The organism is Klebsiella sp. F11 (assembly GCF_056712265.1).
Genome location: NZ_CM160060.1, coordinates 1,078,598 through 1,103,703, shown reverse-complemented (window position 1 = coordinate 1,103,703; position 25,106 = coordinate 1,078,598). Strand labels below are relative to the sequence as shown.

Here is a 25,106-nt window from a genome sequence, read left to right as displayed (position 1 = left end):
ATAGGCCGACCTTTAATAAAATGAAACCAACAAATACGCATATAAAAATCAATATATTCAATAAGTTAATTAAATAAAACGCCAACAACAGGACGGGCCTTCGCCCGTCCTGCGAGATCGCTCAGCAGCGCAGATTATTCGGCGGAAACCGGCACCAGCACGTCTTTCACCAGCGGATCGTCGGTGGTTTTCAGCCAGCTCTGGATGCGCGGGTCGGAAAACGCCTGTTTTAATTTGACGATATTCTCCTGCGATAAATAAGGCGTGCCGATGACTAATTGCGAAGCGAAGGTGCGCGGCGCCGGCGGGAATAGAATGCCTCTGTCACGCGATACTTTTCCGGCATCAAACTGTGAGACGTAGCCGATTGCCGCATCCACCGAATTGAGCGCCCGCGGCATGGTGAGCAGGTCCAGCTCTTTGAAATTGAACTGATGCGGGTTGCCGACTATATTCTTCAGCTTCGCCGTGCGCGGCTCCACCGCCGGGTCGAGCGTAATCAGGCCGATGCGCTGCAGCAGCCACAGCGCCTGCCCCTGGTTGGCGCCATCGTCCGGCACCACGATCGTCGCCCCGTTAGGCAGATCCTGGACCGACTTATAGCGATCGGAGTAAATGCCAAAGGCCCACTGGAACACCGGCACCGTGGTGGAAAGCGCGAAGCCGTTGGCATCCACCACCTGCTTCAGCCACCACTGGTGCTGATAGATGGTCCCGGCGTACTCCCCCTGCGCCACCGCGCGATCCGCCTGCACCGGATCCTGTACCCCCACCGCCTCCAGCTTCAGGCCGTAGTCCGGCGCGATATGCTCGCCGATATACTCGATGATCCGCTGCTCGCCGGCCATCGCCGGTTCATAATGAATTTTCAGGGTAGTGCCGAACACCACCTGCTGCGCCTGGGCCTGAGCCCGCCACCACCAGAAGGCGGCGGCCAGCGCGACAATCACCACCAGCGCCGCCAGCCACGGCCAGCGGCGGGCCTTACGTAACTCAAACTGTTCTGTTGTCATGAAGAGATCCCCTGCGTGTGGCGAAGTTTGTTGACCAGACGGTCACCGAAAAATTGAATCAGCTGAATAGTGGCGATCAGCGCGATAATGGTGGCGATCATGATGTGATTGTCGAAGCGCTGGTAGCCGTACACCACCGCCAGATAGCCGATCCCTCCCGCGCCGATGGTGCCGGCGATGGCGGAATATTCGATCATCGACACCAGGTTGAGCGTCACCGCCGCCACCAGCGCGGGCAGGGCTTCGCTCAGCTGGGCGCTGCGGATAATCTGCCAGCGCGAGCCGCCGCAGACGATCCCCACGGCGGTGACCTCCGCCGGCAGCTCGCGCAGGGCGTTCTCCACCAGCCGGCCGAAAAACGGCACCCCGGCGGCGATCATCGGCACCACCGCGGCCGGGATGCCGATCGTCGTCCCGGTGAGCCAGAAGGTGAAGGGAATAATCGCCGCCATCAGCACCAGAAACGGCAGGGAGCGCCCCATGTTCACCACCCAGTTCAGCACCCGGTAGAGCGCGGCGTGCGGGAACAGGCCGCGCGACGAAGCGTTGAACAGCACCACCCCGACGACTCCGCCGAGGGTCACCACAAACAGCATCACGATGGCCACCATCAGCCAGGTTTCGCCGTAGGCCGGCAGCAGCAGCGTATGGATCTCGCTCCAGGGGGTATCCTGGCTGATTACCGAAGGTTTCATACCGCCTCCTTGAGTTCCGGCGCGCCGTCAAGCACCTCCGCCGCGATACCGAGCTGCGCCAGCAGCGCCAACACCCGCGCCGCCGACAGGCGCTCGCCCTGAAAGCGTACTCCCGCCTGCAGCCGCCCCGCCAGCCGACCGTTGATTACCTCAACGTGGCCGCCAAGCAGGTCGATCTGCAGCGCAAACTGCTGGCTCAGGCGGCTGATCCAGTCGGTGGCCACCGGCACATCCCAGCGATAGCTCAGGCGCAGCAGCAGATCGCTATGGGCCGCCACCGGAGAGAGCGGCAGCAGCTGCTGCCCGAGCAGAGAATCCGGGCGCGCCAGCAGCTCTTTCACCTCGCCGAACTGGAGGATCGCGCCGTCGCGAATTTCCGCGACCGCATCCGCCGCCGCGCGTACCGCGTCCATCTCGTGGGTAATCAGCACGATCGCCAGGCGATACTCATCGCGCAGGCGTTTAAGCAAATTGAGCACCGCGGCGGTAGCCTGCGGATCCAGCCCGGAGGTGGCCTCGTCCGCCAGCAGCACCGAAGGACGCAGCGCCAGGGCGCGGGCGATGCCGATGCGCTGGCGCTGGCCGCCGGAGAGCTGGGCCGGCCAGGCGTTCGCCTTATCGCTCAGGCCAACGCTTTCCAGCAGTTCGCCGACCCGGGCTTTAACATCCCGCTCCACCACCCCAAGGTACTCCAGCGGTAGGGCGATATTTTGCCAGGCCGTTTTGCGGTTCAGCAGCGCCGAGGACTGGAACACGGTACCGATCGCCCGCCGCTCGCGGCGCAGCGCCTCGCCGCTGAGCAGCGACAGGTCGTTGCCGTTAACCCGGATGCTGCCGCTATCGGGGCGCTCCAGCAGGCTGATGCAGCGCGCAAGGGTCGATTTACCCGCGCCGCTTGGCCCCACCACCGCGGTGATGGAGCCGGTCGGCACCCGCAGCGACAGCCCTTTCAGCACCTCGCTGACCCGCCCGTCCGCCGTGCGGTAGCTTTTATGCAGGTCGTCTATCTCGATCATGTCACCTTCTCCTCCGCCCCGGCGTCGATACGCACGCCGCGCCGGTAGCCGGCACCCGGATGCGGCGCCGCCAGGCGCGGCCCGGCGCCGAACAGTTTTTCGCGCAGCGTGCCTTCGCGGTACTCCTGCTTGAAGACGCCGCGCTTTTGCAGCTCGGGAATCAGCAGCTCCACCACATCGCGGAAGGTTTCGTGGGTCACGGCGTAGGCGAGGTTAAAACCATCGACATCGGTCTCTTCGACCCACGACTGCAGCTCGTCGGCCACGGTTTGCGCGCTGCCGACGATCAGCGGGCCGAAGCCGCCAATTCCCACCCAGTCGGCCAGCGCCTGCACCGTCCACTGGCGGTCCGGGTCGGCGGTGGAAAAGGCCTCAACCGCCGACTGAATGGCGTTGGTATGCAGATACTTCAGCACCTGATCCGGCTGGTAGTGGCCGAAGTCGATCCCGGTCCAGCCGGAGATCAGCGCCAGCGCCCCTTCATAGCTGACGTAGGATTTATACTCCTGCCATTTGGCCTGCGCCTCGCGGTCGGTTTCACCGACGATTACCGTTTGCAGGTTGAAAATCAGGATGCTGCGCGGATCGCGCCCGGCCTCCGCGGCACGGCGGCGAATGTCGGCCACGGTCTTTTTAAGCAGCGTTTTTGACGGCGCGGCGACAAACACGCACTCGGCGTGGCCGGCGGCAAACTGCTTCCCGCGGCTCGACGCCCCGGCCTGGTAGAGTACCGGCGTGCGCTGCGGCGACGGCTCGCAGAGGTGGATCCCCGGCACCGAGAAGAAGTTGCCCTGGTGGTTGATCGGATGGATTTTTTGCGGATCGCTGAAGATCCCACGTTCGCGGTCGCGCAGCACCGCCCCGTCTTCCCAGCTGCCTTCCAGCAGCTTATAGACCACGTCGAGATACTCATCGGCGTAGTCGTAGCGCGCATCGTGATCGGTCTGCGCCTGATGGCCAATGTTGCGCGCCCCGCTTTCCAGGTATGAGGTGACGATATTCCAGCCCACCCGGCCTTTGGTCAGATGGTCAAGGGTCGACAGGCGGCGGGCAAACGGGTACGGGTGCTCAAACGACAGCGAGGCGGTCAGGCCAAAGCCAAGATGCTCCGTCACCAGCGCCATCGGGGTAATCAGCGCCAGCGGATCGTTCACCGGCACCTGCGTCGCCTGGCGAATGGCGGCATCGCCGTTGCCGTTCAGCACGTCGTAGATGCCCAGCACGTCGGCAATAAACAGGCCGTCGAACTTACCGCGCTCCAGCAGACGCGCGAGGTCAACCCAGTAGTCCAGATCCTTGTACTGCCATGAGCGATCGCGCGGATGGGTCCACAGCCCCGGCGACTGGTGGCCGACGCAGTTCATATCAAAAGCATTAAGACGAATTTCGCGTTGTGATGACATAGCACTTCTCCACGGTGCGTCCCGGCAAGGGGCACACGCTTAATCATGAATAATGAAAGAACCCTCGAGCCCCAGCGTCGCCAGCGCTTCGGCGGCAACCGCGGCGGCGTGGTCGGCGACCTGCGGCAGCCCCATCAACTCGCCAAAACGTCCGCGAGCCGCCGGGCCGGAAATCAGTACCTTTGGCGTCACCACGCCCGCGCGGCCAATCGCCCGGGAGCGCGGGTCGACGTCGAGCCCGAGCCCCAGCGCGTCGGCGCGGATCAGCCCGGCCTGCGCCAGGTCGCGCAGCAGCGGCTGGCTGTCGATCAGACCGCCGTGCGCGGGGCCGGTGGTGAGGATCAGGCGATCGACGGTCAGCGAGTGAGGCTCGCCGTGGCGCGGAGTCAGGGTCAGGGTCAGCCGGCCGGCATCGCCCTCCAGCGCCGTCAGCCTTGCAGCCTGCACCTTCAGGCTGCCGTCGCGCTGGCGCTGGCTAAGCACATCGGCGACCTGCGGGGCAATGCGGTAGCGATGCACATCCCAGTAGCTGCGCAGATGGCGCAGGAAGCGCTGGCGGTCGGCAAAGGTCAGATCCTGCCAGATGCTCTGCCCCTGGTTACGCACCGCGTCCAGCACCACCTGCCACGGTTGCCCCTGCTCCGCGGCGTGACGGATATCTTCCCGCACCCGCCGCAGCCGCTGACGCAGCGTGCCCTGGCGATAGTCGCCGGGCCACGGCTCGACGCCGCCGCTGGTGTTCCCGCGGGGCAGCAGGCCGTGGCGCGAAAATGCCGTCACCGGGCCGCGATGCCCGAGCCGCGCCAGGGTGGCGATGCTGTCGGCCATCGTCAGCCCGGTGCCCATCACCGCCACCCGCGCATCCGCCGCAACGTCGGCAAGCGCGTCCGCACGCCACGGGTTGGCAATCAGCGCCGGATGGTCAATAAACGGGGCCGCCAGGCGCGGCAGCGCCGGCGGTGGGTGGCTCACCGCGAGGATCAGCAGATCGCATTTCAGCACCTGACCGCCGGCGGTGGTGACGCCGTCCGGGCCATAGGCCAGCGCCTCTTCTTGCAGATGGACCAGCCGCCCGGCGCTAGCCCGCGCCGCATCGGCAAAGCGCTGGCTGACGTAGCGGCCAAACTGGCCGCGCTGCGGATAGAGCGCGCCGTCCTCGCGCCGCGCCTGCGGGTCGGCGGCGAACGCCGGCTGGCCGCGATACCAGCGGTCGAACGCGCCCTCCTCCTCGCCCGCCAGCTGCATCCGCGCGGCGGGGACGTTGATGCGATGGGAGGGCTCAGCGGTGGAGTAGGCCACCCCGGCGCCGGGTACGGCGCGAGGCTCCAGCAGCGTCACCCGCAGCCCCTGCGGGGCCAGGCGCAGCAGCTCAATCGCCACGGCGGCGCCGCTGAACCCGCCGCCGATAATGACCACCTGCGGTTCAGCGCTCATCGGCAATCCCTCTCTGGAGGCAGAAAAGCATGTCCACCTCCCGCTCAGCTGGCGCTGACCTGTTTAACCGGCCGCTTATCGCCGCCGATGGTTTCGCCAAACGGCCCGGTATTGACGCCGCGCGCTTTGGGCTGGGCGTTGCCGGCAAGCGGCAGCAGCGGCATGACCAGGTCGGCAAAGCGGTGGGCCTCTTCAAGATGCGGATAGCCGGAGAAGATAAAGTTGGTGATGCCGAGGGCCTGATATTCGCGAATGCGGTCCGCGACCTGCTGCGGGCTGCCGACCAGCGCCGTGCCCGCCCCGCCGCGCACCAGGCCAACGCCGGCCCACAGGTTCGGGGCGATGCGCAGGTTGTCGCGGGAGCCGTTATGCAGGGCGCTCATCCGCGCCTGGCCCGCGGAGTCCATGCGGGCAAAAATTTTCTGCGCCTGGGCGATGGTGTCGTCATCCAGATGGGCAATCAGACGGTCGGCGGCGGCCCACGCCTCCTCTTCCGTTTCACGGACGATGACGTGCAGGCGAATGCCGTACTGCAGGGTGCGGCCGCGGGCGGCGGCGCGCTCGCGCACGATGGCCAACTTTTCCGCCACCAGCTCAGGCGGCTCTCCCCAGGTCAGATAGCTATCGATTTGCTCAGCGGCGACGTCAATGGCCTCCTCCGAAGAGCCGCCGAAGTAGAGCGGCGGGCCGTTTTCCTGCACCGGCGGAAAGAGCACTTCCGCCCCTTCAACCCGAATATGCTCGCCGTGATAATCCACCTTTTCGCCTTTCAGCAGGCGCGAGTAAACGTCAAGAAACTCACGGGTTACCTGATAGCGCTGGCTATGGTCGAGGAAAATCCCGTCGCCCTTGTTCTCCACCGGATCGCCGCCGGTAACCACGTTGATCAGCAGCCGGCCCTCCGACAGGCGGTCGAGGGTTGCCGCCATGCGCGCCGCCAGCGTTGGCGGCTGCAGTCCCGGACGTACCGCTACCAGATAGCGCAGGCGGCGGGTTAACGGCGCCAGCGCCGAGGCCACCAGCCAGGAGTCTTCACAGCTTTTACCGGTCGGGATCAGCACGCCGTAGTAGCCGAGGCTATCGGCGGCCAGCGCAACCTGTTGTAAATACGCTAAATCAACGGGGCGCCCGCCTTCGGTGGTGCCCAGATAGCGGCCGTCGCCGTGGGTGGGTAAGAACCAAAACACGTTGATCTTATCGCTAGCTTTCTGCGTCATTATCCATTTCCTATATAACCATATTCGATATTCATCGAAGAGTTGTTTTAATTTGGTTATATGAGTGTTAGCGATAATCGTGCCAATGCGGAGAGTTAAATTAAGTAAATAAAATCAAATAATTACTAAAATTCAGCGCTCGTCAGGCTGTTGCAAATGCGCCAGCGGATGGGGCGAGCCTGCCGCTTTTGCAACAAAACCACAGAGTTTGCCCGTGTTTAGCGCCGCCGCCAGAGGATAAGTTCAGGGCGTTATTTAGCGGAGAACTACCATGCTCAATCCTGAATCCCCTGCCGATACTCCGGTGCTGATCGATCCGGCGTCAAAAGCCTTTCAGAACCTGTTGGATAAACTGGCGCCCACGGAGGCCACCGTGCTGATCGTCGGTGAAACCGGCACCGGTAAAGAGGTGGTCGCCCGCTACCTGCATCACCACAGCCATCGCCGCCAGCAGCCCTTTCTCGCCGTAAACTGCGGCGCGCTCACCGAAAGCCTGGCGGAGGCGGAGCTCTTCGGCCACGAGAAGGGGGCATTTACCGGCGCGGTGCAGGGGCACCCCGGCTGGTTTGAGGCCGCCGAGGGCGGCACGCTGCTGCTCGATGAGATTGGCGAGTTAAGCCTGCCGCTGCAGGTTAAGCTGCTGCGCGTGCTGCAGGAGCGCGAAATTACCCGCGTCGGCTCGCGCAGGGCGATTAAAGTCAACGTGCGGGTGATTGCCGCCACCCACGTGGATTTGGCGCAGGCGATCCGCGAACGCCGCTTCCGTGAAGACCTCTATTACCGCCTGAATATCGCCATCGTCCCGCTGCCGCCGCTGCGCCAGCGCCGCCAGGATATTCCGCTGCTGGCCAACCATTTCTTATCGCTCTACGCCCGCCGTCTGGGGCGCCCGACCCGCTATCTGGCGCCCGAGGCGCTGGACCGGCTGATGGACTACCCGTGGCCCGGCAATATCCGCGAGCTTGAGAACACGCTGCATAACGCGGTGCTGCTCAGCAAAGAGGAGGAGATTACCCCCGCCCAGCTGCGCCTGACCACGCTGCACGCCGCACCGCAGACGGCAACGGATCTTGAACTGGACGACTTTATCCACCAGCAGCTCGCCCAGCCCGGCGACGCGCTATGGGAGCGCATGACCGGCGCGCTGATCCGCGGCGCCATGGCCCACTGCGACGATAATCAAAGCCAGGCCGCAGCCCTGCTGGGGATCAGTCGCCACACTCTGCGTACCCAGTTGGCCAACATCGGCATGATTAAAAGCCGCCGCCGGGTGGAACCGGCGCCGCGCCGGTTAGCCGAAACCGAGTCCGTAGACCGCGAGCTGCGCATCGGCTATCAGCGCTTCGGCAACCTCGGCATTTTAAAGGCCCGGCAGAGCCTCGAAAGCGCCTTCGCCAGCCTTGGCGTCAGCGTGCTGTGGAGCGAATTTCCGGCCGGGCCGCAGCTGCTGCACGCCCTCGCCTGCAATGAGATCGATTTTGGCACCACCGGCGAAGCGCCGCCGGTCTTTGCTCAGGCCAGCAACGCCGAGCTGGTGTACGTCGCGTGGGAGCCGCCGGCGCCGCAAAGCGTGGCGATGGTGGTGCCGCAGCATAGCGAGATCCGCGCCCTCAGCGATCTGCGCGGCAGACGGATTGCGCTGAATAAGGGCTCCAACGTGCACTGGCTGCTGCTGCAGATTCTGGAAGAGGCCGGGCTGAGCCTGAACGACGTGAAGGTGGTCTACATCCCGCCGAAGTACCCGCTCACCGCCAGCGATTACCTGGCGGTTGACGCGTGGATGATGTGGGATCCGCTGCTCAGCGACGCCGAACATACCGGGGAGCTGCGGGTGGTCGCCAGCGGCGAGGGGCGGGTGCACAACCATCAGTTCTATCTCTCACGCCGCGATTACGTCAATCGCAACGGCGACATCATGCAGCGCCTGCTGCACGAGCTGACGCAAACCGGGCAGTTTATCGATAGCCGGCGCGAAGAGGCCGCCGGCCTGCTTGCCGCCGAATTAGGCATTAACGTCGATTCGCTGGCCCTTGCCCTCGCCCGCCGCAGCCATCGCCCGCGGATGATGGATCTTAAGGTCATCCGCGCCCAGCAGACCATCGCCGACCGCTTTTATGCCCTCGGGCTTATCAGCAAACCGGTTTCCGTGCGCGAAGCCGTTTGGTACGGGGAAGCGGCCCATAGCGACCTTGGCCTGCTGCTGCACGCCGATTAGCCCGCTTTTACGAGGCGCGTTCCCGATTATCCCTGCGTCGATAGCCTCCTGCGCACGGCAATGATACCCTTACCTTTCTGAGAACATGGGTCGGGCACGGCGCCCGACCAGGCCGGCGGGCCGTTCATCCGCCGGGCTAAATGATAAGGAGAGACCTGTGGCCGTTCATCTGTTAATCGTCGACGCGCTCAATCTGATCCGCCGCATTCACGCGGTGCAGGGTTCGCCCTGCGTTGACACCTGCCTGCACGCGCTGGAGCAGCTGATCGTCCATAGTCAGCCCACGCACGCGGTGGCGGTATTTGACGATGACGATCGCGCCCACAGCTGGCGGCACCGGCGTCTGGCGGAATATAAGGCCGGCCGCGCGCCGATGCCGGAGACGCTGGAGGCCGAAATGCCCGCGATCCGCGCGGCGTTCGAGCAGCGCGGAGTACGCTGTTGGGCCTTAGCGGGCAGCGAAGCCGACGATCTCGCCGCCACTCTGGCGATGAAGGTCGCCCAGGCCGGGCACCAGGCCACCATCGTCTCCACGGATAAAGGCTACTGTCAGCTGCTTTCGCCCACGGTTCGCATCCGCGACTACTTCCAGAAGCGCTGGCTGGACGCCCCCTTTATTGCCAACGAGTTTGGCGTGACCCCGCAGCAGCTGCCCGATTACTGGGGCCTGGCGGGAATCAGCAGCTCAAAAGTGCCGGGCGTGGCGGGTATCGGCCCCAAAAGCGCCGCCCAGCTGTTAACCGAGTTTGCGGATCTGGAGGGAATTTACGCCCGCCTCGACGAGGTGGCGGAGAAATGGCGCAAGAAGCTGGAAGAGCACAAGGAGATGGCGTTCACCTGCCGCGACATCGCCCGTCTGCAGACCGACCTCCAGCTCGACGGCAACCTGCAGCAGCTGCGCCTGACGGCGTAGCCGATGTCGTTGGTGTAGTTGGTGTAGTTGGTGTAGCCGATGTCGTTGGTGTAGTTGGTGTAGTTGGTGTAGTTGGTGTAGTTGGTGTAGTTGGTGTAGTTGGCGTAGTTGGTGTAGTTAGTGTAGTTGGTGTAGTTGGCGTAGTTGGCGTAGTTGGCGTAGTTGGTGTAGTCGCTTAGCTGGTACAGCCGGCGGCCGCCGTTCAGCAGGGAGGGCGATAGCCGGTATCGCCCTGAATCCTCGGCAGCTCGGCGTTTACCAGGCGGAGTGGTAAAGCTCGATAATCTCCGCCAGGCTGGCTTCCCGCGGGTTGCCGCCGGTGCACACGTCGTCAAGCGCCGCCTGCGCCAGCGCCATCGCCGTCGATCGCCAGGGGCAGATTGTCGCCCGCGCGTCGACCCCCAACGCCAGCGAGGCCGCGGCGGTGATGCGCGATATCGGCCGCATCATGCCAACCCGGCGGCTGCAGGAGATCTCCGGCGTCGGGGCCTTCAGCTTCAACACGCTGTATAAGCTGCTGTGGCTGAAGGAGAATCACCCGCATCGATCGCTTTGCGTTCTACGAGCGGGCGCAAAAAACCTTTGCGATCGTTATCACAGGGGAGCGCGCGAAGTACGGGAATATTCTTTTAAAAAAAGGAGTAACGCCGTAATCTCATGCCGGAGCGCCCGCCTGATGCGGGCGTTTATTGACTGACAGGGTGAGAGAACATGAAAGCGGCACGCCAGCAGGCGATAATAGACCTGCTGATCAACCATAGCAGCCTGACGACTGAAGCCCTATCGCTGCAGCTTGCGGTCAGTAAAGAGACAATTCGACGCGACCTCAGCGAACTGCAGTCGCAGGGAAAAGTGCTGCGTAACCACGGACGCGTCAAGATCATTCACCGCCAGAGCCAGGACAGCGGCGATCCGTTTCATATCCGCCTCAAAAGCCACTATGCCCACAAGGCGGATATCGCCCGCGAGGCCCTTGCCTGGATAGAAGAGGGAATGGTTATCGCCCTCGACGCCAGCTCCACCTGCTGGTACCTGGCCCGCCAGCTCCCCGACGTCAACCTCCACGTGTTTACCAACAGCCAGCCCATCTGCCAGGAGCTGAGCAAGCGCGAGAACATTCAGCTCACCTGCTCGGGCGGCACCCTGCAGCGTAAATACGGCTGCTACGTCAGCACCTCGCTTATCCCGCAGCTCAGGTCGCTGGAGATCGATCTGTTCGTTTTTTCCTGCGAAGGCATCGACAGCAACGGCGCGCTTTGGGATTCAAATACGGTAAACGCCGAGTTCAAATCCCTGCTGCTCAAGCGGGCGGCGCAGTCTTTGCTGCTGATCGATAAGAGCAAGTTTAATCGCTCGGGGGAGGCCAGCATCGGCCATCTCGATGACGTGACGCACATCATTTCCGATGAGCCCATCGCGGCGAAATAGCCGGCGGGAGAAGCGGGTCCGGATAGCGGGGCCGCTATCCGGGAGGCGACGCTAAATTAGCGCTCGTCGCGGCGGCCGCCGACGGCCGCCCACAGGCGACGGACGTGAACCGTCACCTCTTCGCGATCGTGATACAGCTGGCGCGCCTGAATCTGCGCATTGATGCCGTGCTCATCCAGCTGCTCCTGGATGTAGGCCAGATTGCGCGACAGCTCTTCATAGCGCTTTTTCATCGGCAGCTTGAGGTTGAAGATAGTCTCACGGCACCAGCCGTTGACCAGCCACTGCGCCATCAGCGCCGCAACCTTAGCCGGCTTTTCTACCATGTCGCACACCATCCACGAGATGTTGTTACGGGTCGGACGATAGCGAAAGCCGTCTTCGCGCAGCCAGGTCACCTGCCCGGTATCCATCAGGCTCTGCGCCATCGGGCCGTTATCGACCGACGACACCCACATATTGCGCTTCACCAGCTGATAGGTCCAGCCGCCGGGACAGGCGCCAAGATCCACCGCATACATGCCGTTGGCCAGCCGCTCATCCCACTCATCGGCCGGGATAAAGACGTGGAACGCCTCCTCCAGCTTCAGCGTAGAGCGGCTCGGGGCGTCGGCAGGGAATTTCAGCCGCGGGATCCCCATATAGAACGGCGAATTGTTGTTGGAGTAGGAGTAGCCGGCATAGCAGCAGCCCGGAGCGATAAAGAACACGTGCACCACCGGACGCTTCGACGTTTCGTAGCTGGCCAGCACGCCCGCTTCACGCAGTGCCCCGCGCAGCGGAACCGTAAACTTGCGGCAGAACTTCATCAGCTCCTTGCTTTCATTGGTATCGGCCACCTCAACCCGCAGGTCGCCGCCCTTCTCCACCACGCCCTGCAGCATGCCGACAATCGGCGTAATGCGATCTTCCGGCGGCAGGTCGCGCAGCAGCTCGCCCACCACGAACATCTGGCGGGCAAAAACCAGCGAGCTGAACGGCAGCTCGCGCGCCAGCCTGTCGCCATCTTCCGCCTGATAGCATTCAAAAACCACGTACCCGGCGTTATCTTTGACGCGGGCAAAACCAAACACCTCAAGGCGGGATGCCTTATCGGTAATTTCTGCTGCGCACTCCTTCTCAAACCCGGGGCGACAATAGAGGACAACCTTATTCATGAACAACGCCCTTACGTTTCAGACGAATTGCACCAATTAACATTAAAATCCAGCCAGCGAGGAAGCTGACGCCTCCCACCGGCGTTACAAACGCCCACAGGCGCAAATGCGACAGCGCCAGGCAGTAAAGGCTGCCGCTGAACAGAACGGTACCCAGCGCCATAAAGACGCTGCTCCAGTAGAACCAGATGCTGATGCGGCGCTGCATCGCCACCGCCAGGCCAAAAATGGCCAGCGTATGGAAGGCCTGGTACTCAAGGCCGGTATGGATCCAGGCCATTTCCGCCACGCCCAGCGACCGGCTTAACACGTGCGCGCCGAAGGCGCCCAGAGCAACAAAGATAAAACCGCTTATCGCGGCGAATATCAGCATAAAACGGCTGGTCATGTTATTACCCTACAATTATTTATTGTTCGTAACGAAAGCGAAATTTTTCTTGTTCACTCGCCGCTTTTGCCAGTATCCACTGCCGAAAGGCGGCTATTTTACCCAGTTCAGCCTGGCTGTCATGACAAACCAGATAAAAGGCATTTTTACTGACCAGAACATCATTAAACGGACAGACCAGGCGGCCGGCCTCGATTTCGGACTGGGACATCACGTTATTGGCGAGAGCCACTCCCTGCCCGTGAATGGCCGCCTGCAGCACCATCGCGCTGTGGCTGAAAATCGGCCCCTGCTGGACGTTAATATGGCTTAGACCCAGCTGGCGGGTATAAGTTTGCCAGTCGAGACGGGAAGCATCGTGCAATAACGTATGTTGCGCCAGATCCGCAGGCGTTTTCAACGCCTTGTCGCCGGTCAGCAGCATCGGCGAGCACACCGGCAGCAGGTACTCGGCGTACAGTTTTTCGACGCGCAGCCCCGGCCAGTTGCCGCGGCCGTAGAAAATCGCCACGTCGACGTCATCCGCCAGCTTATCTTCCTGACGGTCCACGGCCTGGATTCTGACGTCGATTCCCGGATAAGCTGAATTAAAGCTTGAAAGGCGCGGGACCAGCCACTGAATCGCAAAACTGGGCAGCAGGCTGACCGTTAACGCCCCTTTTGCGCTTCGCGCCTGCAGTTTACGCGTCGCCTCCGTCAGCTGCGAAAAAATCTCTTTAATATCCTGAAAATAGCTCTGGCCCTCTTCCGTCAGCAGCAGCGAACGGTTGCGCCGCCGAAACAGCTTCAGCCCAAGAAAGTCCTCTAGTGACTTGATTTGGTGACTGACTGCGGCCTGGGTCACAAAAAGCTCATCGGCTGCGCGAGTGAAGCTTAAATGACGTGCGGCTGCATCAAAAACACGTAATGCATTCAGAGGTGGTAATCGCTTTGACATGGTTATTCTGGCTTAGATGTTAAGGCAATTTAACAAACAGGAAACAACAGTTAACCTATTAGTTTTTTTTATCTGAGACATTATAATTTGTCCGTTGAGGTTCTACCAGCAAATACCTATAGTGGCCGCACTTCCTGAGCCGGAACGAAGAGCTTTTTTTGGAATGCGTGTTCCAACAAGCTTTTGGCTTACGGTTGTGATGTTGTGTTGTTGTGTTTGCAATTGGTCTGTCTTTGCGGACCACGGTGGCTAAGCTACCCCCTTTTCACTTCCTGTACATTTACCCTGTCTGTCCATAGTGATTTAATGTAGCACCGCAACGCGCGGTGCTTTTTTTTGCCCTGAATTTCCCCTCTCTTCTCTGTCCCGTGCTTGTCAGCCTTGCCCTGACGGATAAATTGCGCGACGATCGGCGTATTGCAACGAGGAGTTCCATGAACGCATTCAATCCCGCTCAGTTTCGCGCGCAGTTTCCCGCTCTGGCCGACGCCGGCGTTTACCTTGATAGCGCGGCGACGGCGCTGAAGCCGCTGGCCACCATCGAGGCCAGCGATCGGTTCTATCGCCTCAGCGGCGGCAACGTGCACCGCAGCCAGTTTGCCGCCGCCCGGCGCCTGACCGAACGCTATGAAGACGCCCGCGAGCGCGTCGCGGCGCTGCTCAACGCCCCGTCGGGTAAGGATATCGTCTGGACCCGCGGCACCACCGAGGCCATTAACATGGTGGCGCAGAGCTACGTTCGCCCGCGCCTGCGGCCCGGCGACGAAATCATCGTCAGCGAAGCGGAGCATCACGCCAATCTGGTTCCCTGGCTGATGGTGGCCGAGCAAACCGGCGCCCGGGTGGTGAAGCTGCCCATCGGCGCCGATCGCCTGCCCGACGTGGCGAGCCTGTCCTCACTGATTACGACGCGCAGCCGGATGCTGGCCATTGGCCAGATGTCCAACGTAACCGGCGGCTGCCCGGATTTGGCGCTGGCGATCCGCCTCGCCCACGAGGCCGGAATGGTGGTGATGGTCGACGGCGCCCAGGGCGCGGTGCACTTTCCGGCCGACGTTCAGGCGCTGGATATCGACTTTTACGCCTTCTCAGGCCACAAGCTGTACGGCCCGACGGGGATTGGCGCCCTGTACGGTAAAAGCGCGCTGCTGGACGCCATGTCGCCGTGGCTCGGCGGCGGGAAAATGATTACCGAAGTCACCTTCGATGGGTTTAAAACCCAGCCCGTACCCCATCGGCTGGAAGCCGGCACGCCAAACGTCGCCGGCGTCATTGGCCTGAGCGCGACGCTGGAGTGGCTGCAGGAGACGGACATCGCCCAGGCCGAAAGCTGGAGCCGCAGCCTGGCGACGCTGGCTGAGGACGAGCTGGCGAAGCGCCCGGGCTTTCGCTCTTTCCGCTGCCAGAGCTCAAGCCTGCTGGCGTTTGATTTCGCCGGCGTGCACCACAGCGACATGGTGACGCTGCTGGCGGAGTCCGGCATCGCGCTTCGCGCCGGGCAGCACTGCGCCCAGCCGCTGCTGGCGGCGCTTGGCGTTAGCGGAACCCTGCGCGCCTCGTTTGCGCCTTATAATACCCAGGATGATGTTTACGCGCTGGTGCACGCCGTTGACCGCGCTCTGGAAATTTTGGTGGACTAATGACGACTCCCTACCTGCAGAACCATCCGTTTGGCACCGCCATCACCGAAGCGACGCTGCGGCAAACCTTCGTCCCGCTGAGCCAGTGGGAGGATAAGTACCGGCAGCTGATTCTGCTGGGCAAAAAGCTGCCGCCGCTGGCGGAGGAGGCTAAAGCCCGCGCGACGGAGATTACCGGCTGTGAAAACCGCGTCTGGCTGGGGCACACCCTGCGCGACGGCCGGCTGCATTTCTTCGGCGACAGCGAAGGCCGCATCGTTCGCGGCCTGCTGGCCGTGCTGCTGACCGCCGCCGAGGGGAAAAGCGCCGCCGAGCTGCTGGACCACGATCCGCTGGCGCTGTTCGATGAGCTGGGGCTGCGCGCCCAGCTGAGCGCCTCCCGCGGCCAGGGACTCGCCGCGCTGGGCGCAGCGGTGCTCGCCGCGGCCCGCGAGGCTTAACCCTGACGTTCGGCTTTCGCCAGCATTTTCTTCAGCGCGTGCGATACGGCGACAAAGCCGAAGGTGGCGGTAACCATCGTTGCCGCCCCAAAGCCCGACGCGCAGTCCATCCGCTTAGGTCCTTCCGCGCTGCTTTTCATGGCGCATACGCTGCCGTCCGCCTGGGGATAAACCAGCGCCTCGGTGGAGAACACGCAGTCGATACCGAGCTTGCCCTTACTGTTTTTCACCACCCCAAACTGTCCCTTCAGACGCTCGCGCAGCTTCGCCGCCAGCGGATCCTGAATCGTTTTCGCCAGGTCAGCCACCTGGATCTGGGTCGGGTCAATTTGCCCGCCCGCGCCGCCGGTGGTCACCAGCGGCACCTTATAGCGACGGCACCAGGCAATTAACGCCGCCTTCGGCCGTACGCTATCTATCGCGTCAATCACGTAGCTGAAGCCCGCGCCCATATATTCGGCGACGTTCTCCGGCGTCACGAAGTCGTCAATCACCGTCACCTGGCATTCCGGGTTGATCAGCCGAATACGCTCCGCCATCACCTCGGCCTTCGCCTGCCCGACGTTGCCGCTCAGCGCATGAATCTGCCGGTTGGTGTTGGTGACGCAGACGTCGTCCATATCGATAAGGGTAATGGCGCCGATCCCGGTTCTTGCCAGCGCCTCCGCGGCCCAGGAGCCGACGCCGCCGATGCCCACAACGCAAACGTGCGCGTCGGCAAAGCACTGCAGCGCTTTTTCACCATACAAACGCGCCGTACCGCCGAAACGCTGGCGCCAGGCGTCGCTAATTACAACTGACATATAACCTCAGAATAAAATGACCGGCTCCCCGACGCGCGCGTGTCGTCGGGGAGCCGGAAAAAGGAGAGTTAACCGCTAAAGACGTTGCCCGCACCCGGGGCGTTTTTCAGCACCCAAACGCGGCCGTAGTGGTTATACCAGCCTGCGCGATGCCCGGCCTCCGCGCCGATACCCTGATAGATATCGAAGTGCTGACCTTTAATCGCGCCGCCGACGTCCAGCGCAACCATCAGGCGCAGCTCGTACTGACCGTTAAACTTGCCGCTATTATCCAGCAGCGGCACTTCCGCCAGCAGGGTGGTGCCCGCCGGGATAATGCTGCGGTCAGAGGCGACCGACGCGCGGCCAATCAGCGGTACCGCGCTGGCGCCTTTCACCGGGGCGAAGGATTGCGGCTTAAAGAAGACGAAGGAGGGGTTCTCTTCGAGCAGCGCGCGCACTTCAGCTTCGCTATGGGTTTCGCCCCATTCGCGGATCGCCTGCATCGACATATCTTCTTTCTTCACTTCGCCGCGATCGATAAGAACCTTGCCGATGCTGCGATACGACCAGCCGTTCTTCCCGGCATAGCTGAAGAAGTTCAGCGGCGAGCCGTCGCCAAAATCAATATAGCCGCTGCCCTGGACATCCATAATGAAGTTATCCATCAGCGAGTTGCTGTAAGCCAGGATGTAGCTGTCGCTCAGCCCGCCGGCGTAGATGCTGGCGCGAGACGGAAGCTTGCCGCGCTTCGGCGGCATGCGGTAAATCGGATACTGGAACTCCCCCTGACGCGTGTGGCGCGCCTGCACCACCGGGGTGTAGTAGCCGGTAAACTGCACGTTGCCGTAGCTATCGGCGCCCTGCATCTGCCAGGCGTCAATGCCGAACTGGCTCAGCGTGCGGGTATCGCCGCCGGCGCGTAGCCACTGCTGCAGGGAGTTATAGACGTTGCTCTGGCTGTTATAGAGGCGCGGAGAGGCGCTGCGGATCTGCCTGACCTGTTCGGAGAAGTCGCCCGCGTTAATCGGCGTGCCGACCGCATCAGGCTGGTTAACCAGTGAAAACGGCTGGGTGAGCTTTCCTTCATTATACTGCTGACCGCGATCGGTCGGTTTCGAGGAGCAGCCGGCGAGCATCGCCAGTATTGCTCCGGTTGCCACATACTTTGCCCAACATCCTTTCATGGTATCTCTTCTTTTGCTGCTCAGTACCGGTTGGTGAAGAGGGAAGATAACAAACCGTCAGGGCTATTGAAATGCGCGATAGCAGCACAAACACAAAATCGGCTAAAAAACGCGCTAAAAACGATTCTTTCTACATCATTCATTACAAAATTATCGATTTAGCTGAAAAAGAGTTGCATCAAAACGTTAGCAGAGTATAGTGCGCATCCACGGACGCGGGGTGGAGCAGCCTGGTAGCTCGTCGGGCTCATAACCCGAAGGTCGTCGGTTCAAATCCGGCCCCCGCAACCAATTAAAATCAGAGAAGTAAGCTTTATTCGATGGAAGAGTAAAGACGGACGCGGGGTGGAGCAGCCTGGTAGCTCGTCGGGCTCATAACCCGAAGGTCGTCGGTTCAAATCCGGCCCCCGCAACCAAATAAAATCTGATGCAAGTTTACTCGATGAAGAGTAAAGACGGACGCGGGGTGGAGCAGCCTGGTAGCTCGTCGGGCTCATAACCCGAAGGTCGTCGGTTCAAATCCGGCCCCCGCAACCAACACAATAAACACCCTGACGGGTGTTTTTTTGTTTCTGCGCTCCCCGCACGATAGCTTCAGCCCGGCCGGTTCACAGCACCGCACGACCTTTCTTCGCGCCAATACCCGGATCCGGCCTCATCGCCAGGTGCGCCATCGCCGCCTGCAGCCATGGCGCAGGCTTGCTTACAGCAGCGCCAGCAGGAAGATCAGCTCGCCGATCTCAATCGCCGCCCCCAGCGTATCGCCGGTTTGCCCGCCGAGGGTGCGCTTTAAGAGCTGGCCGAGAATGAAAATCGCCGCCGCGGTGACCGCCAGCGCCGCCACTCCACGCATGCCCGGCAGCAGCACGGCGGCCAGAATCGCCGCGAGTCCCAGGGTGACGCAGGTTTGGCGCCCGCTCACCTTGCCGATGAATACGTTGCCCAGCCCCTCTTCCCGCGCGTAGCGCTGGCGGTACATCAGCAGCACGCTGGTCCCCCGCCCTGCCGCGCAGGCCGCCGCCAGCGCCGCCAGCATCGGCGTGCCGCGCAGCGCCAGTTCGCTGACCACCAGCACCTTCGCCAGCAGGACAAAAATCAGCGCCAGCCCGCCGTGGGTTCCCAGCCGGCTGTCGCGCATGATCTCCAGCATCCGTTCCCGACCGCGGGCGGAAAACACCCCATCGCAGGTATCGGCCAGCCCGTCGAGGTGGAAGCCGCCGGTGAGCAGCGCCAGCGCCAGTACGGCGAACAGCGCCGCCAGCGGGAGCCCGCACCACGACTGCACGGCGAGAAACAGCAGGCCGCTCAGCAGCCCCAGCAGCGCGCCGACCACGGGAAAGGTGACAATGCCGCGAACGTAGCGATCGATATCCAGCCCCTGCGACCAGCGCTCCGGTACCGGTAAACGGCTGAGAAAAGAGAGCGTTGCCCAGAATAGTTTGATCATTTTATTTTGACTCCAATACCTGATACTACCAGCCAGACCTCATCCGCAGCCGCCGCCAGGCGCTGGTTAACCCGGCCGGCGATATCGCGAAAATGCCGCGCAAGACGATTTTCGGGGACAATCCCCATGCCCACTTCGTTGGTGACCACCACGATCTTCGCCGGGGAGCGCTGGCAGGCGGCGATCAGCGCGTGAATCTCGTCGTCAATCATCCGCTCCATCGCCGCATAATCCCAGCCGTCGGGATCGCTATCGCCGCCCTGAGCAAACAGCAGGTTGGTCACCATAGTGGTGATACACTCCAGCAAAATAGCTTCGTCGGGATCGCCGTGCGGGGTAATTAGCTTATCAAGATGCTGCCAGCCCTCGACGGTGCGCCAATGCGCCGGCCGGCTATCGCGGTGGTGCTGGATCCTCGCCGCCATCTCCTCATCAAAAATCTGCGAGGTGGCGAGATACAAAACCTGCGCTGAACCGGCGATCAGCGCCTCGGCGTGGCGGCTTTTCCCGCTGCGGGCGCCGCCGGTAACGAGGATCAGCATAATGGCTCCTGATGCTGGCGCATGATGCGGTAAATTGCTTCAATATCAATGTGCTGACGCATTGCGTCTGCCAGGATATCGAACTGCTGCGACTTATACTGCGCGTAGCGAAGGGTAGTATCCAGCGCCGCCAGGCCTTTGCGCTGGCGCAGGCCGTTGACCAGCGCGCGGGTGAAATCATCGTTGTCGAACAGGCCGTGCAGGTAGGTGCCAAACGCCAGCCCGTCTTCGGTCAGCGCCCCGTCCGCTACCGGCTGGCCGTTTTTTTCCAGCTGCAGCAGCGGCCGGCAACTGCCCTGGCGGGTCGTTTCGCCCATATGAATTTCGTAGCCGCGCACGCGTAGCGCGGAGGCGCCCGCCAGCCAGCCCGGAAGCACGGCCGCCGTCGTCGCCTCGACCTGCGTGGTGGTTTTATGTGGTGCAAACTGCGTTACGGTGCTGAGCAGCCCCAGGCCGGGCAAACGGCCCAGGCCGGACTCCACGTCATCAACGATGGTCTCGCCGAGCATCTGGTAGCCGCCGCAGATCCCCAGCAGCGGAATCCCCTGCCGATGCGCCTGCAGCACCCCCTGCGCCATCCCGCTTTCGCGCAGCCACTGCAGATCGCCCAGGGTGTTTTTGCTGCCGGGCAGAATCACCAGGTCGCTGGCCGGCAGATCCCGGGAATGACTAACGTAGCGCACGCGCACGTCCGGCTGCGCCGCCAGCGCGTTGAAATCGGTGAAGTTGGACGTATGCGGCAGCTGCACCACCGCAATGTCGATCTCCCGCTGCCCGGTGCGCAGATATTTCCCTTTCTGCAGCGCCACGCTATCTTCATCTTCCAGATCGACCTCCAGCCACGGCAGCACGCCCAGCACCGAAACGCCGGTCAAAGCTTCAATCTGTTCGATGCCCGAGTGGAGCAGCGCCACATCGCCGCGAAACTTATTGATGATTACCCCTTTCACCCTCGCGCGCTCCTGTTCCTCAAGCAGCGCCAGCGTTCCGTAGATGGCGGCAAACACGCCGCCTCTGTCGATGTCGGCGACGAGGATCACCGGACACTGCGCCATCTCAGCCATGCCCATGTTGACGATATCGCGATCGCGCAGGTTGATCTCCGCCGGGCTGCCGGCCCCCTCGAGGACCAGCACATCATACTCCTGCGCCAGGCTGCGATAGACCGCAAGGATCTGCTCGCGCAGGCGCGGCTTGTATTCGTGGTAGCTCACCGCGTCCATATCGGTCGCCACTTTTCCCATCAGCACCACCTGCGCTTTCAGATCGCTGGTCGGCTTTAATAGTATCGGGTTCATGCGCACATCCGGCGCGATGCCCGCCGCTTCGGCTTGAAAGATCTGCGCCCGCCCCATCTCTTTGCCATCGGCGGTGATGCCCGAATTCAGCGCCATGTTCTGTGATTTAAACGGCGCCGTGCGCAGGCCGTCCTGGTGAAAAATTCGGCACAGCCCCGCCACCAGCACGCTTTTTCCCACGTCGGATGCCGTACCCTGCAACATGATTGCCTGCGTCATAAGGACTCCTTTATCGCGTTCTGTCGCCTTCGCATTAACACTCATCTTTCGTTTACGCCGCGCCGACCAGCAGGTAGCGCACCAGCATAAACAGCGCCAGCGCCAGGGTTGACGCCACCCACATCAGCCGAATCGTGCGGGGAATATCGTCCACCGAAACGTCGCGCACCTCGTCGCCAATCCACGGTTTTTCTACCCGCTGGCCAAAATAGCTGTTTGGGCCGCCCAGGCGAATCCCCAACGCGCCGGCCACGCTGGCCTCCGGCCATCCGCAGTTGGGGCTGCTGTGGTTATAGCGATCGCGCCAGCCGATACGCAGCGCCCGGGGACCATCGTTGCGGCATAAGAAGGCCGCCACGCTCAGCAGCAGCCAGCTCAGACGGGCGGGAATAAGGTTGGCGACATCGTCAAGGCGGGCGCTGACCATGCCAATGGCGCGATACTTCTCGTGCTTGTAGCCCACCATTGAATCGAGGGTATTCACCGCCTTGTAGGCCATCGCCAGCGGCGCGCCGCCGAGCAGCAGGAAGAATAGCGGGGCAATAATGCCGTCGACGGTGTTCTCCGCCACCGTCTCCACCACCGCGCGGTTAATCTGCTGCGGCTGGAGCCGGGACGTGTCCCGCCCGACGATCCACGAAAGCTTCTCGCGGCTCTGCGCCAGGTCGCCCGCGCGCAGCGGACGTTCAACCGCCCGGGCGCAATCCGCGAGGCAGCGGCCGGCCAGCAGCGTAAAAATCATCCACACCTCAAGCACCCAGCCAAGCCAGGGATGGATACTCTCCGCCAGCGTCAGCACGCCCCAGCATACGCCCCACGTCAGCCCCACCACCACCAGCCACATCAGCGCGCCGCCGATGCGTAGCGCCCTGTCGCTGTGGCAATAGCGCCTGGCGACGCGTTGCACGACGGTAATGAGGTGGCCTATCCAGCGTACCGGGTGGGGCCAGCGCGGCGGATCGCCGATGATGATATCGAGGAGCCAGGCAACGCACCAGGCAAGCAGCGTCATCGCGCGAACCTCGCAGGCGCCTGCCGGCGTACGGAAATAGATGAATGGAGTCCTGCCGCCATACCCGGTTCCTGTTCAGGGTGGTCGGGGGGGAATAAAGGTGCGCCCGCGGGATCCTTTCGCCGGTACGCCTCTGAGCACCCTGCTTGCCACCGAGGTTGTTGATGATGGCCAACGGGCAGGATTTCTGGCTTAGCGTCAGCAGCGCAGCGGTAGAGAATTTTACTCCCGCCGCTGGCACCCGTTGGTTTCTATCGCGAAAGCACCCTGAAGCTCTGCCGTTCGCTTAATAAGGAACGGCATTATGCCACACGGATGCGCCGGCGGCTTGCGAAGTCAGACGTTGGGGGAAAGGATCTGCGCCAGCGCCGCCAGCAGGCGTTGATTCTCCTCCGCGCTGCGGATCGCCACGCGGAAATAGCCCGCCCCGAGGCCGGGATAGTTGGCGCAGCTGCGAATCAAAATATGCTGCTGTAGCAGCGCATACTGCAGGTCGATGCCCGGCATATCGAGGCGCAGAAACAGATAGTTTGCCTGACCCGGATAGACCGTCAGGCCGGGAATCTGGCGCAGGCGTTGGTAAAAGCGCGGCCCCTCTTCGGCCAGCCACTGCCGGGTTTTCTGCTGGTAGGCGCGATCTGCAGAATGATCTCCCCCGCCAGCGCGGCGAACGCGTTAATTGACCACGGCATTTGCCGCTCGCGCATCCGGGCGACGGCGCGTTCATCGCCGTTGACCAGATAGCCCAGGCGCAGGCCGGGGATAGCGTAGAATTTGGTCAGCGAGCGCAGTACCCAGATATGCGGGTTATCGCACAGCAGAGGAATAAACCCCGGCTGGTCGGGAATAAAATCGATAAAGGCCTCATCGAGGATCAGCGCGATGCTCAGCGCCTTGCAGCGAGCGGCAATCGCCGCCAGCAGCTGGCTCTCCGGCAGCAGGCCGGTTGGATTGTTGGGCGTACACAGGAACAGGCAGTCGAGGTCCGGCGTCAGGGCCGTGAGAAGGGCCTCGGTCAACTGCCAGCCGTCCTCTTCCCGCAGCGCGAACTCGCGGATCGCGCAGTCCACCGAGCGCAGCGCGCGGCGATATTCGGCAAAGCCGGGTACCACAATCATCGCCTGACGCGGCTTCAGGCCGTTTACGACGGTGAAAATCGATTCGGTTTCGCCATTGCCTGCGACGATCCACGAGGCCGGAATATGATGGTGTTCGGCCAGCGCCTCGTGCAGCTGCCGATAGTCGACGTCCGGATAGCGCTCCGCGCGCTCAAGATTAGCGATCAGGGCGCGTTTCAGGCTTTCAGGCATACCCAGCGGATTAATGTTGGCGCTAAAATCGAGCAGCAGCTCGGGCTGAATGCCCAGCAGCGCCGCCGCCTCCCGCGTATTGCCGCCGTGGGCGCTCTTTAACAGGGCCATCTCCGCTCCTTCTATCAGCCAAGCCTTGCCAGGGTTGCGCCATCGGCGAAGTAGGCCTTAATTCCCGCCAGAATCGACTCGGCGACCTGCTGCTGGAAGGCCGCCGTTTTCAGCTTGCGCTCTTCCTCAACGTTACTGATAAACGCCGTTTCCACGAGGATCGACGGGATATCCGGCGCTTTCAGCACCGCGAAGCCCGCCTGCTCGACCTGGTTCTTATGCAGATCGTTAACCCTGCCCATTTTTTGCAGCACCGCTTTGCCAAACTTCAGGCTATCGGAGATGGTCAGCGACTGCACCATGTCGAACATCGTATGGTCGACGTAGCGGTCGCCGCTCTTGCTGACGCCCCCCACCAGGTCGGAGGCGTTCTGGGTTTGCGCCAGGTATTTAGCCGCGGTGCTGGTAGCGCCTTTGGTTGAGAGCGCAAACACCGACGAGCCGCGCGGCTGGCGGCTGGTAAAGGCATCGGCGTGAATGGAGACGAAGAGATCGGCGCGCTGCTTCTGCGCCTTGGCGACGCGCACCTTCAGGGGAATAAAGACATCTTCATTGCGGGTCATATAGGCCTTCATATTCCCCTCTTTTTCGATCAGCGCCCGCAGTCGGCGGGCGATCTGCAGCACCACGTCTTTCTCGCGGGTGCGGTATTTACCGACCGCGCCGGAGTCTTCGCCACCGTGTCCCGGGTCGAGCATAATCACAATCGGCCGGTCGCGCCCGGCTTTACCCGGCTTCGGCCCGCTTTCCGCCGGCGGCACCTGACGCTCGAGATCGCCCTTATTGTAGTCCTCCAGCAGCGCCAGCAGCGGATCCTGCACGTCGGTCGCCGTAGACGGATAGAGATCCATCACCAGCCGCTCTTTAAAGCCGGCTACCGGCGCAAGGGCAAAGAGCTGCGGCTTCACATTCTGCTTGAGCTCAAACACCATGCGCACCGTTTGCGGATCGAACTGCCCGACGCGCGCGGATTTAATATAGGGATCGTCGTCGCGGATGCTGCCGCCCATGCCTTTTAGCACGGAATTAAGATTAACCCCTTCCAGATCGACCACCAGCCGCTCCGGATTGCTCAACGCAAACTGCCGATATTTCAGCACGTGGTTGGATTCCACCGTCACGCGCGTATAGGTTGACGACGGCCAGACGCGCACGGCGACGACCCGTGCGACGGCAGCTAAGCCCACCGGACTGACGCTCATTAACCACATCGCGCTCGCCCCCTGTAAAAAACGGCGACGGCTTAATCCTGACTTGTATCCCGGCATGCCACTCCCAAGCAATAAAAACGCATTCGTATCT

General features: G+C 62.3%; 21 protein-coding genes, 3 tRNA genes and 4 pseudogenes. 10 read left to right on the top strand and 18 right to left on the bottom strand.

Annotation, left to right across the window (positions count from 1 at the left end; translation table 11 throughout):
• Nucleotides 1–134: 134 nt before the first annotated feature.
• The 6 genes from AC1M2H_RS05535 to ssuD are packed head-to-tail and all read right to left on the bottom strand — an operon-like array spanning nt 135 to nt 6,778.
• On the bottom strand, nt 135–1,013 hold the full coding sequence (locus AC1M2H_RS05535) for a MetQ/NlpA family ABC transporter substrate-binding protein (protein WP_480150614.1): 879 nt from the start codon (nt 1,011–1,013) through the stop codon (nt 135–137).
• Entirely contained in the window at nt 1,010–1,708 is a 699-nt protein-coding gene (locus AC1M2H_RS05530) for a methionine ABC transporter permease (RefSeq protein ID WP_480150613.1), read from the bottom strand. The genes AC1M2H_RS05535 and AC1M2H_RS05530 overlap by 4 nt, the downstream gene beginning before the upstream one ends.
• A complete protein-coding gene (locus tag AC1M2H_RS05525; protein WP_480150612.1) occupies nt 1,705–2,724 on the bottom strand; it encodes a methionine ABC transporter ATP-binding protein in 1,020 nt (339 codons plus the stop codon). Before AC1M2H_RS05525 ends, AC1M2H_RS05530 begins: the two co-directional genes overlap by 4 nt.
• Nucleotides 2,721–4,127: an LLM class flavin-dependent oxidoreductase gene (locus AC1M2H_RS05520; protein WP_480150611.1), complete on the bottom strand. Its 1,407-nt coding sequence runs from the start codon at nt 4,125–4,127 to the stop codon at nt 2,721–2,723. Before AC1M2H_RS05520 ends, AC1M2H_RS05525 begins: the two co-directional genes overlap by 4 nt.
• Nucleotides 4,128–4,166: 39 nt before the next feature.
• Nucleotides 4,167–5,561: an FAD/NAD(P)-binding protein gene (locus AC1M2H_RS05515; RefSeq protein ID WP_480150610.1), complete on the bottom strand. Its 1,395-nt coding sequence runs from the start codon at nt 5,559–5,561 to the stop codon at nt 4,167–4,169.
• A 44-nt stretch (nt 5,562–5,605) separates the two neighbouring features.
• A complete protein-coding gene (ssuD, locus tag AC1M2H_RS05510; RefSeq protein WP_480150609.1) occupies nt 5,606–6,778 on the bottom strand; it encodes an FMNH2-dependent alkanesulfonate monooxygenase in 1,173 nt (390 codons plus the stop codon).
• A 271-nt stretch (nt 6,779–7,049) separates the two neighbouring features.
• Here ssuD and AC1M2H_RS05505 point away from each other — a divergent pair, with 271 nt between their 5' ends.
• Both AC1M2H_RS05505 and xni read left to right on the top strand, forming a co-directional pair.
• The gene (locus AC1M2H_RS05505; RefSeq protein WP_480150608.1) at nt 7,050–8,993 is read left to right on the top strand and encodes an aliphatic sulfonate ABC transporter substrate-binding protein; all 1,944 of its coding nucleotides are present in this window, start codon (nt 7,050–7,052) and stop codon (nt 8,991–8,993) included.
• A gap of 157 nt (nt 8,994–9,150) precedes the next feature.
• The gene (gene xni, locus AC1M2H_RS05500) at nt 9,151–9,906 is read left to right on the top strand and encodes a flap endonuclease Xni (RefSeq protein ID WP_480150607.1); all 756 of its coding nucleotides are present in this window, start codon (nt 9,151–9,153) and stop codon (nt 9,904–9,906) included.
• Between the two features lie 255 nt (nt 9,907–10,161).
• On the opposite strand, the pseudogene AC1M2H_RS05495 reads toward xni, so the two are convergent.
• A pseudogene (locus AC1M2H_RS05495) lies at nt 10,162–10,260 on the bottom strand (hypothetical protein); the annotation flags it as partial.
• Between AC1M2H_RS05495 and AC1M2H_RS05490 the strand changes: the two are divergent.
• The 3 genes and pseudogenes from AC1M2H_RS05490 to fucR all read left to right on the top strand — a co-directional run.
• A pseudogene (locus tag AC1M2H_RS05490) lies at nt 10,226–10,393 on the top strand (hypothetical protein); the annotation flags it as partial. The pseudogenes AC1M2H_RS05495 and AC1M2H_RS05490 sit on opposite strands and share 35 nt — an antisense overlap.
• A gap of 46 nt (nt 10,394–10,439) precedes the next feature.
• A pseudogene (locus AC1M2H_RS05485) lies at nt 10,440–10,559 on the top strand (RbsD/FucU domain-containing protein); the annotation flags it as partial.
• 58 nt (nt 10,560–10,617) lie between these two features.
• On the top strand, nt 10,618–11,334 hold the full coding sequence (gene fucR, locus AC1M2H_RS05480) for an L-fucose operon activator (protein WP_480150606.1): 717 nt from the start codon (nt 10,618–10,620) through the stop codon (nt 11,332–11,334).
• Between the two features lie 56 nt (nt 11,335–11,390).
• Here the strand turns inward: fucR and rlmM are convergent, their stop codons facing one another.
• The 3 genes from rlmM to gcvA are packed head-to-tail and all read right to left on the bottom strand — an operon-like array spanning nt 11,391 to nt 13,816.
• Nucleotides 11,391–12,491, bottom strand: coding sequence for a 23S rRNA (cytidine(2498)-2'-O)-methyltransferase RlmM (rlmM, locus tag AC1M2H_RS05475; protein ID WP_480150605.1), 1,101 nt, complete (start codon nt 12,489–12,491; stop codon nt 11,391–11,393).
• Nucleotides 12,484–12,879, bottom strand: coding sequence for a DUF423 domain-containing protein (locus tag AC1M2H_RS05470; protein ID WP_480150604.1), 396 nt, complete (start codon nt 12,877–12,879; stop codon nt 12,484–12,486). The genes rlmM and AC1M2H_RS05470 overlap by 8 nt, the downstream gene beginning before the upstream one ends.
• Before the next feature lie 19 nt (nt 12,880–12,898).
• A complete protein-coding gene (gene gcvA, locus AC1M2H_RS05465) occupies nt 12,899–13,816 on the bottom strand; it encodes a glycine cleavage system transcriptional regulator GcvA (protein WP_480150603.1) in 918 nt (305 codons plus the stop codon).
• Nucleotides 13,817–14,250: 434 nt separating this feature from the next.
• On the opposite strand from gcvA, the gene csdA reads away from it, so the two are divergent.
• Together csdA and csdE are read left to right on the top strand one after the other, a co-directional pair.
• Nucleotides 14,251–15,456 (top strand): cysteine desulfurase CsdA, encoded by a 1,206-nt coding sequence (gene csdA, locus AC1M2H_RS05460; RefSeq protein WP_480150602.1) that lies wholly within the window; start codon nt 14,251–14,253, stop codon nt 15,454–15,456.
• Entirely contained in the window at nt 15,456–15,896 is a 441-nt protein-coding gene (gene csdE / locus AC1M2H_RS05455) for a cysteine desulfurase sulfur acceptor subunit CsdE (protein ID WP_480150601.1), read from the top strand. Before csdA ends, csdE begins: the two co-directional genes overlap by 1 nt.
• On the opposite strand, the gene tcdA is transcribed toward csdE, so the two are convergent.
• Together tcdA and mltA are read right to left on the bottom strand one after the other, a co-directional pair.
• Nucleotides 15,893–16,699, bottom strand: coding sequence for a tRNA cyclic N6-threonylcarbamoyladenosine(37) synthase TcdA (tcdA, locus tag AC1M2H_RS05450; protein WP_480150600.1), 807 nt, complete (start codon nt 16,697–16,699; stop codon nt 15,893–15,895). The two genes, csdE and tcdA, sit on opposite strands and share 4 nt — an antisense overlap.
• A 68-nt stretch (nt 16,700–16,767) precedes the next feature.
• Nucleotides 16,768–17,865, bottom strand: coding sequence for a murein transglycosylase A (gene mltA, locus AC1M2H_RS05445; protein ID WP_426812085.1), 1,098 nt, complete (start codon nt 17,863–17,865; stop codon nt 16,768–16,770).
• Nucleotides 17,866–18,079: 214 nt separating this feature from the next.
• Here mltA and AC1M2H_RS05440 point away from each other — a divergent pair.
• From AC1M2H_RS05440 to AC1M2H_RS05430, 3 genes are all read left to right on the top strand, one after another.
• Nucleotides 18,080–18,156 (top strand) — tRNA-Met (locus AC1M2H_RS05440).
• 48 nt (nt 18,157–18,204) lie between these two features.
• A tRNA-Met gene (locus tag AC1M2H_RS05435) sits at nt 18,205–18,281 on the top strand.
• Between the two features lie 44 nt (nt 18,282–18,325).
• Nucleotides 18,326–18,402 (top strand) — tRNA-Met (locus tag AC1M2H_RS05430).
• Nucleotides 18,403–18,568: 166 nt separating this feature from the next.
• Here the strand turns inward: AC1M2H_RS05430 and cobS are convergent.
• The 6 genes and pseudogenes from cobS to amiC form a co-directional block, all read right to left on the bottom strand.
• Nucleotides 18,569–19,312: an adenosylcobinamide-GDP ribazoletransferase gene (gene cobS, locus AC1M2H_RS05425; protein ID WP_480150599.1), complete on the bottom strand. Its 744-nt coding sequence runs from the start codon at nt 19,310–19,312 to the stop codon at nt 18,569–18,571.
• Complete coding sequence (cobU, locus tag AC1M2H_RS05420) at nt 19,309–19,854, bottom strand: bifunctional adenosylcobinamide kinase/adenosylcobinamide-phosphate guanylyltransferase (RefSeq protein WP_480150598.1); 546 nt, start codon at nt 19,852–19,854, stop codon at nt 19,309–19,311. The genes cobS and cobU overlap by 4 nt, the downstream gene beginning before the upstream one ends.
• The gene (locus tag AC1M2H_RS05415; protein WP_480150597.1) at nt 19,848–21,371 is read right to left on the bottom strand and encodes a cobyric acid synthase; all 1,524 of its coding nucleotides are present in this window, start codon (nt 21,369–21,371) and stop codon (nt 19,848–19,850) included. The genes cobU and AC1M2H_RS05415 overlap by 7 nt, the downstream gene beginning before the upstream one ends.
• A 52-nt stretch (nt 21,372–21,423) precedes the next feature.
• A complete protein-coding gene (gene cbiB / locus AC1M2H_RS05410; protein ID WP_480150596.1) occupies nt 21,424–22,383 on the bottom strand; it encodes an adenosylcobinamide-phosphate synthase CbiB in 960 nt (319 codons plus the stop codon).
• 336 nt (nt 22,384–22,719) lie between these two features.
• A pseudogene (cobD, locus tag AC1M2H_RS05405) lies at nt 22,720–23,804 on the bottom strand (threonine-phosphate decarboxylase CobD).
• A 14-nt stretch (nt 23,805–23,818) separates the two neighbouring features.
• Nucleotides 23,819–25,072 (bottom strand): N-acetylmuramoyl-L-alanine amidase AmiC, encoded by a 1,254-nt coding sequence (gene amiC, locus AC1M2H_RS05400; RefSeq protein ID WP_480150595.1) that lies wholly within the window; start codon nt 25,070–25,072, stop codon nt 23,819–23,821.
• Between the last annotated feature and the right edge of the window lie 34 nt (nt 25,073–25,106).

Coding starts and splice junctions, on each gene's coding strand:
- AC1M2H_RS05535 (WP_480150614.1), bottom strand. CDS start 1,013: ATGACAACAGAACAGTTTGAGTTACGTAAGGCCCGCCGCTGGCCGTGG.
- AC1M2H_RS05530 (WP_480150613.1), bottom strand. CDS start 1,708: ATGAAACCTTCGGTAATCAGCCAGGATACCCCCTGGAGCGAGATCCAT.
- AC1M2H_RS05525 (WP_480150612.1), bottom strand. CDS start 2,724: ATGATCGAGATAGACGACCTGCATAAAAGCTACCGCACGGCGGACGGG.
- AC1M2H_RS05520 (WP_480150611.1), bottom strand. CDS start 4,127: ATGTCATCACAACGCGAAATTCGTCTTAATGCTTTTGATATGAACTGC.
- AC1M2H_RS05515 (WP_480150610.1), bottom strand. CDS start 5,561: ATGAGCGCTGAACCGCAGGTGGTCATTATCGGCGGCGGGTTCAGCGGC.
- ssuD (WP_480150609.1), bottom strand. CDS start 6,778: ATGACGCAGAAAGCTAGCGATAAGATCAACGTGTTTTGGTTCTTACCC.
- AC1M2H_RS05505 (WP_480150608.1), top strand. CDS start 7,050: ATGCTCAATCCTGAATCCCCTGCCGATACTCCGGTGCTGATCGATCCG.
- fucR (WP_480150606.1), top strand. CDS start 10,618: ATGAAAGCGGCACGCCAGCAGGCGATAATAGACCTGCTGATCAACCAT.
- rlmM (WP_480150605.1), bottom strand. CDS start 12,491: ATGAATAAGGTTGTCCTCTATTGTCGCCCCGGGTTTGAGAAGGAGTGC.
- AC1M2H_RS05470 (WP_480150604.1), bottom strand. CDS start 12,879: ATGACCAGCCGTTTTATGCTGATATTCGCCGCGATAAGCGGTTTTATC.
- gcvA (WP_480150603.1), bottom strand. CDS start 13,816: ATGTCAAAGCGATTACCACCTCTGAATGCATTACGTGTTTTTGATGCA.
- csdA (WP_480150602.1), top strand. CDS start 14,251: ATGAACGCATTCAATCCCGCTCAGTTTCGCGCGCAGTTTCCCGCTCTG.
- csdE (WP_480150601.1), top strand. CDS start 15,456: ATGACGACTCCCTACCTGCAGAACCATCCGTTTGGCACCGCCATCACC.
- tcdA (WP_480150600.1), bottom strand. CDS start 16,699: ATGTCAGTTGTAATTAGCGACGCCTGGCGCCAGCGTTTCGGCGGTACG.
- mltA (WP_426812085.1), bottom strand. CDS start 17,865: ATGAAAGGATGTTGGGCAAAGTATGTGGCAACCGGAGCAATACTGGCG.
- cobS (WP_480150599.1), bottom strand. CDS start 19,312: ATGATCAAACTATTCTGGGCAACGCTCTCTTTTCTCAGCCGTTTACCG.
- cobU (WP_480150598.1), bottom strand. CDS start 19,854: ATGCTGATCCTCGTTACCGGCGGCGCCCGCAGCGGGAAAAGCCGCCAC.
- AC1M2H_RS05415 (WP_480150597.1), bottom strand. CDS start 21,371: ATGACGCAGGCAATCATGTTGCAGGGTACGGCATCCGACGTGGGAAAA.
- cbiB (WP_480150596.1), bottom strand. CDS start 22,383: ATGACGCTGCTTGCCTGGTGCGTTGCCTGGCTCCTCGATATCATCATC.
- amiC (WP_480150595.1), bottom strand. CDS start 25,072: ATGCCGGGATACAAGTCAGGATTAAGCCGTCGCCGTTTTTTACAGGGG.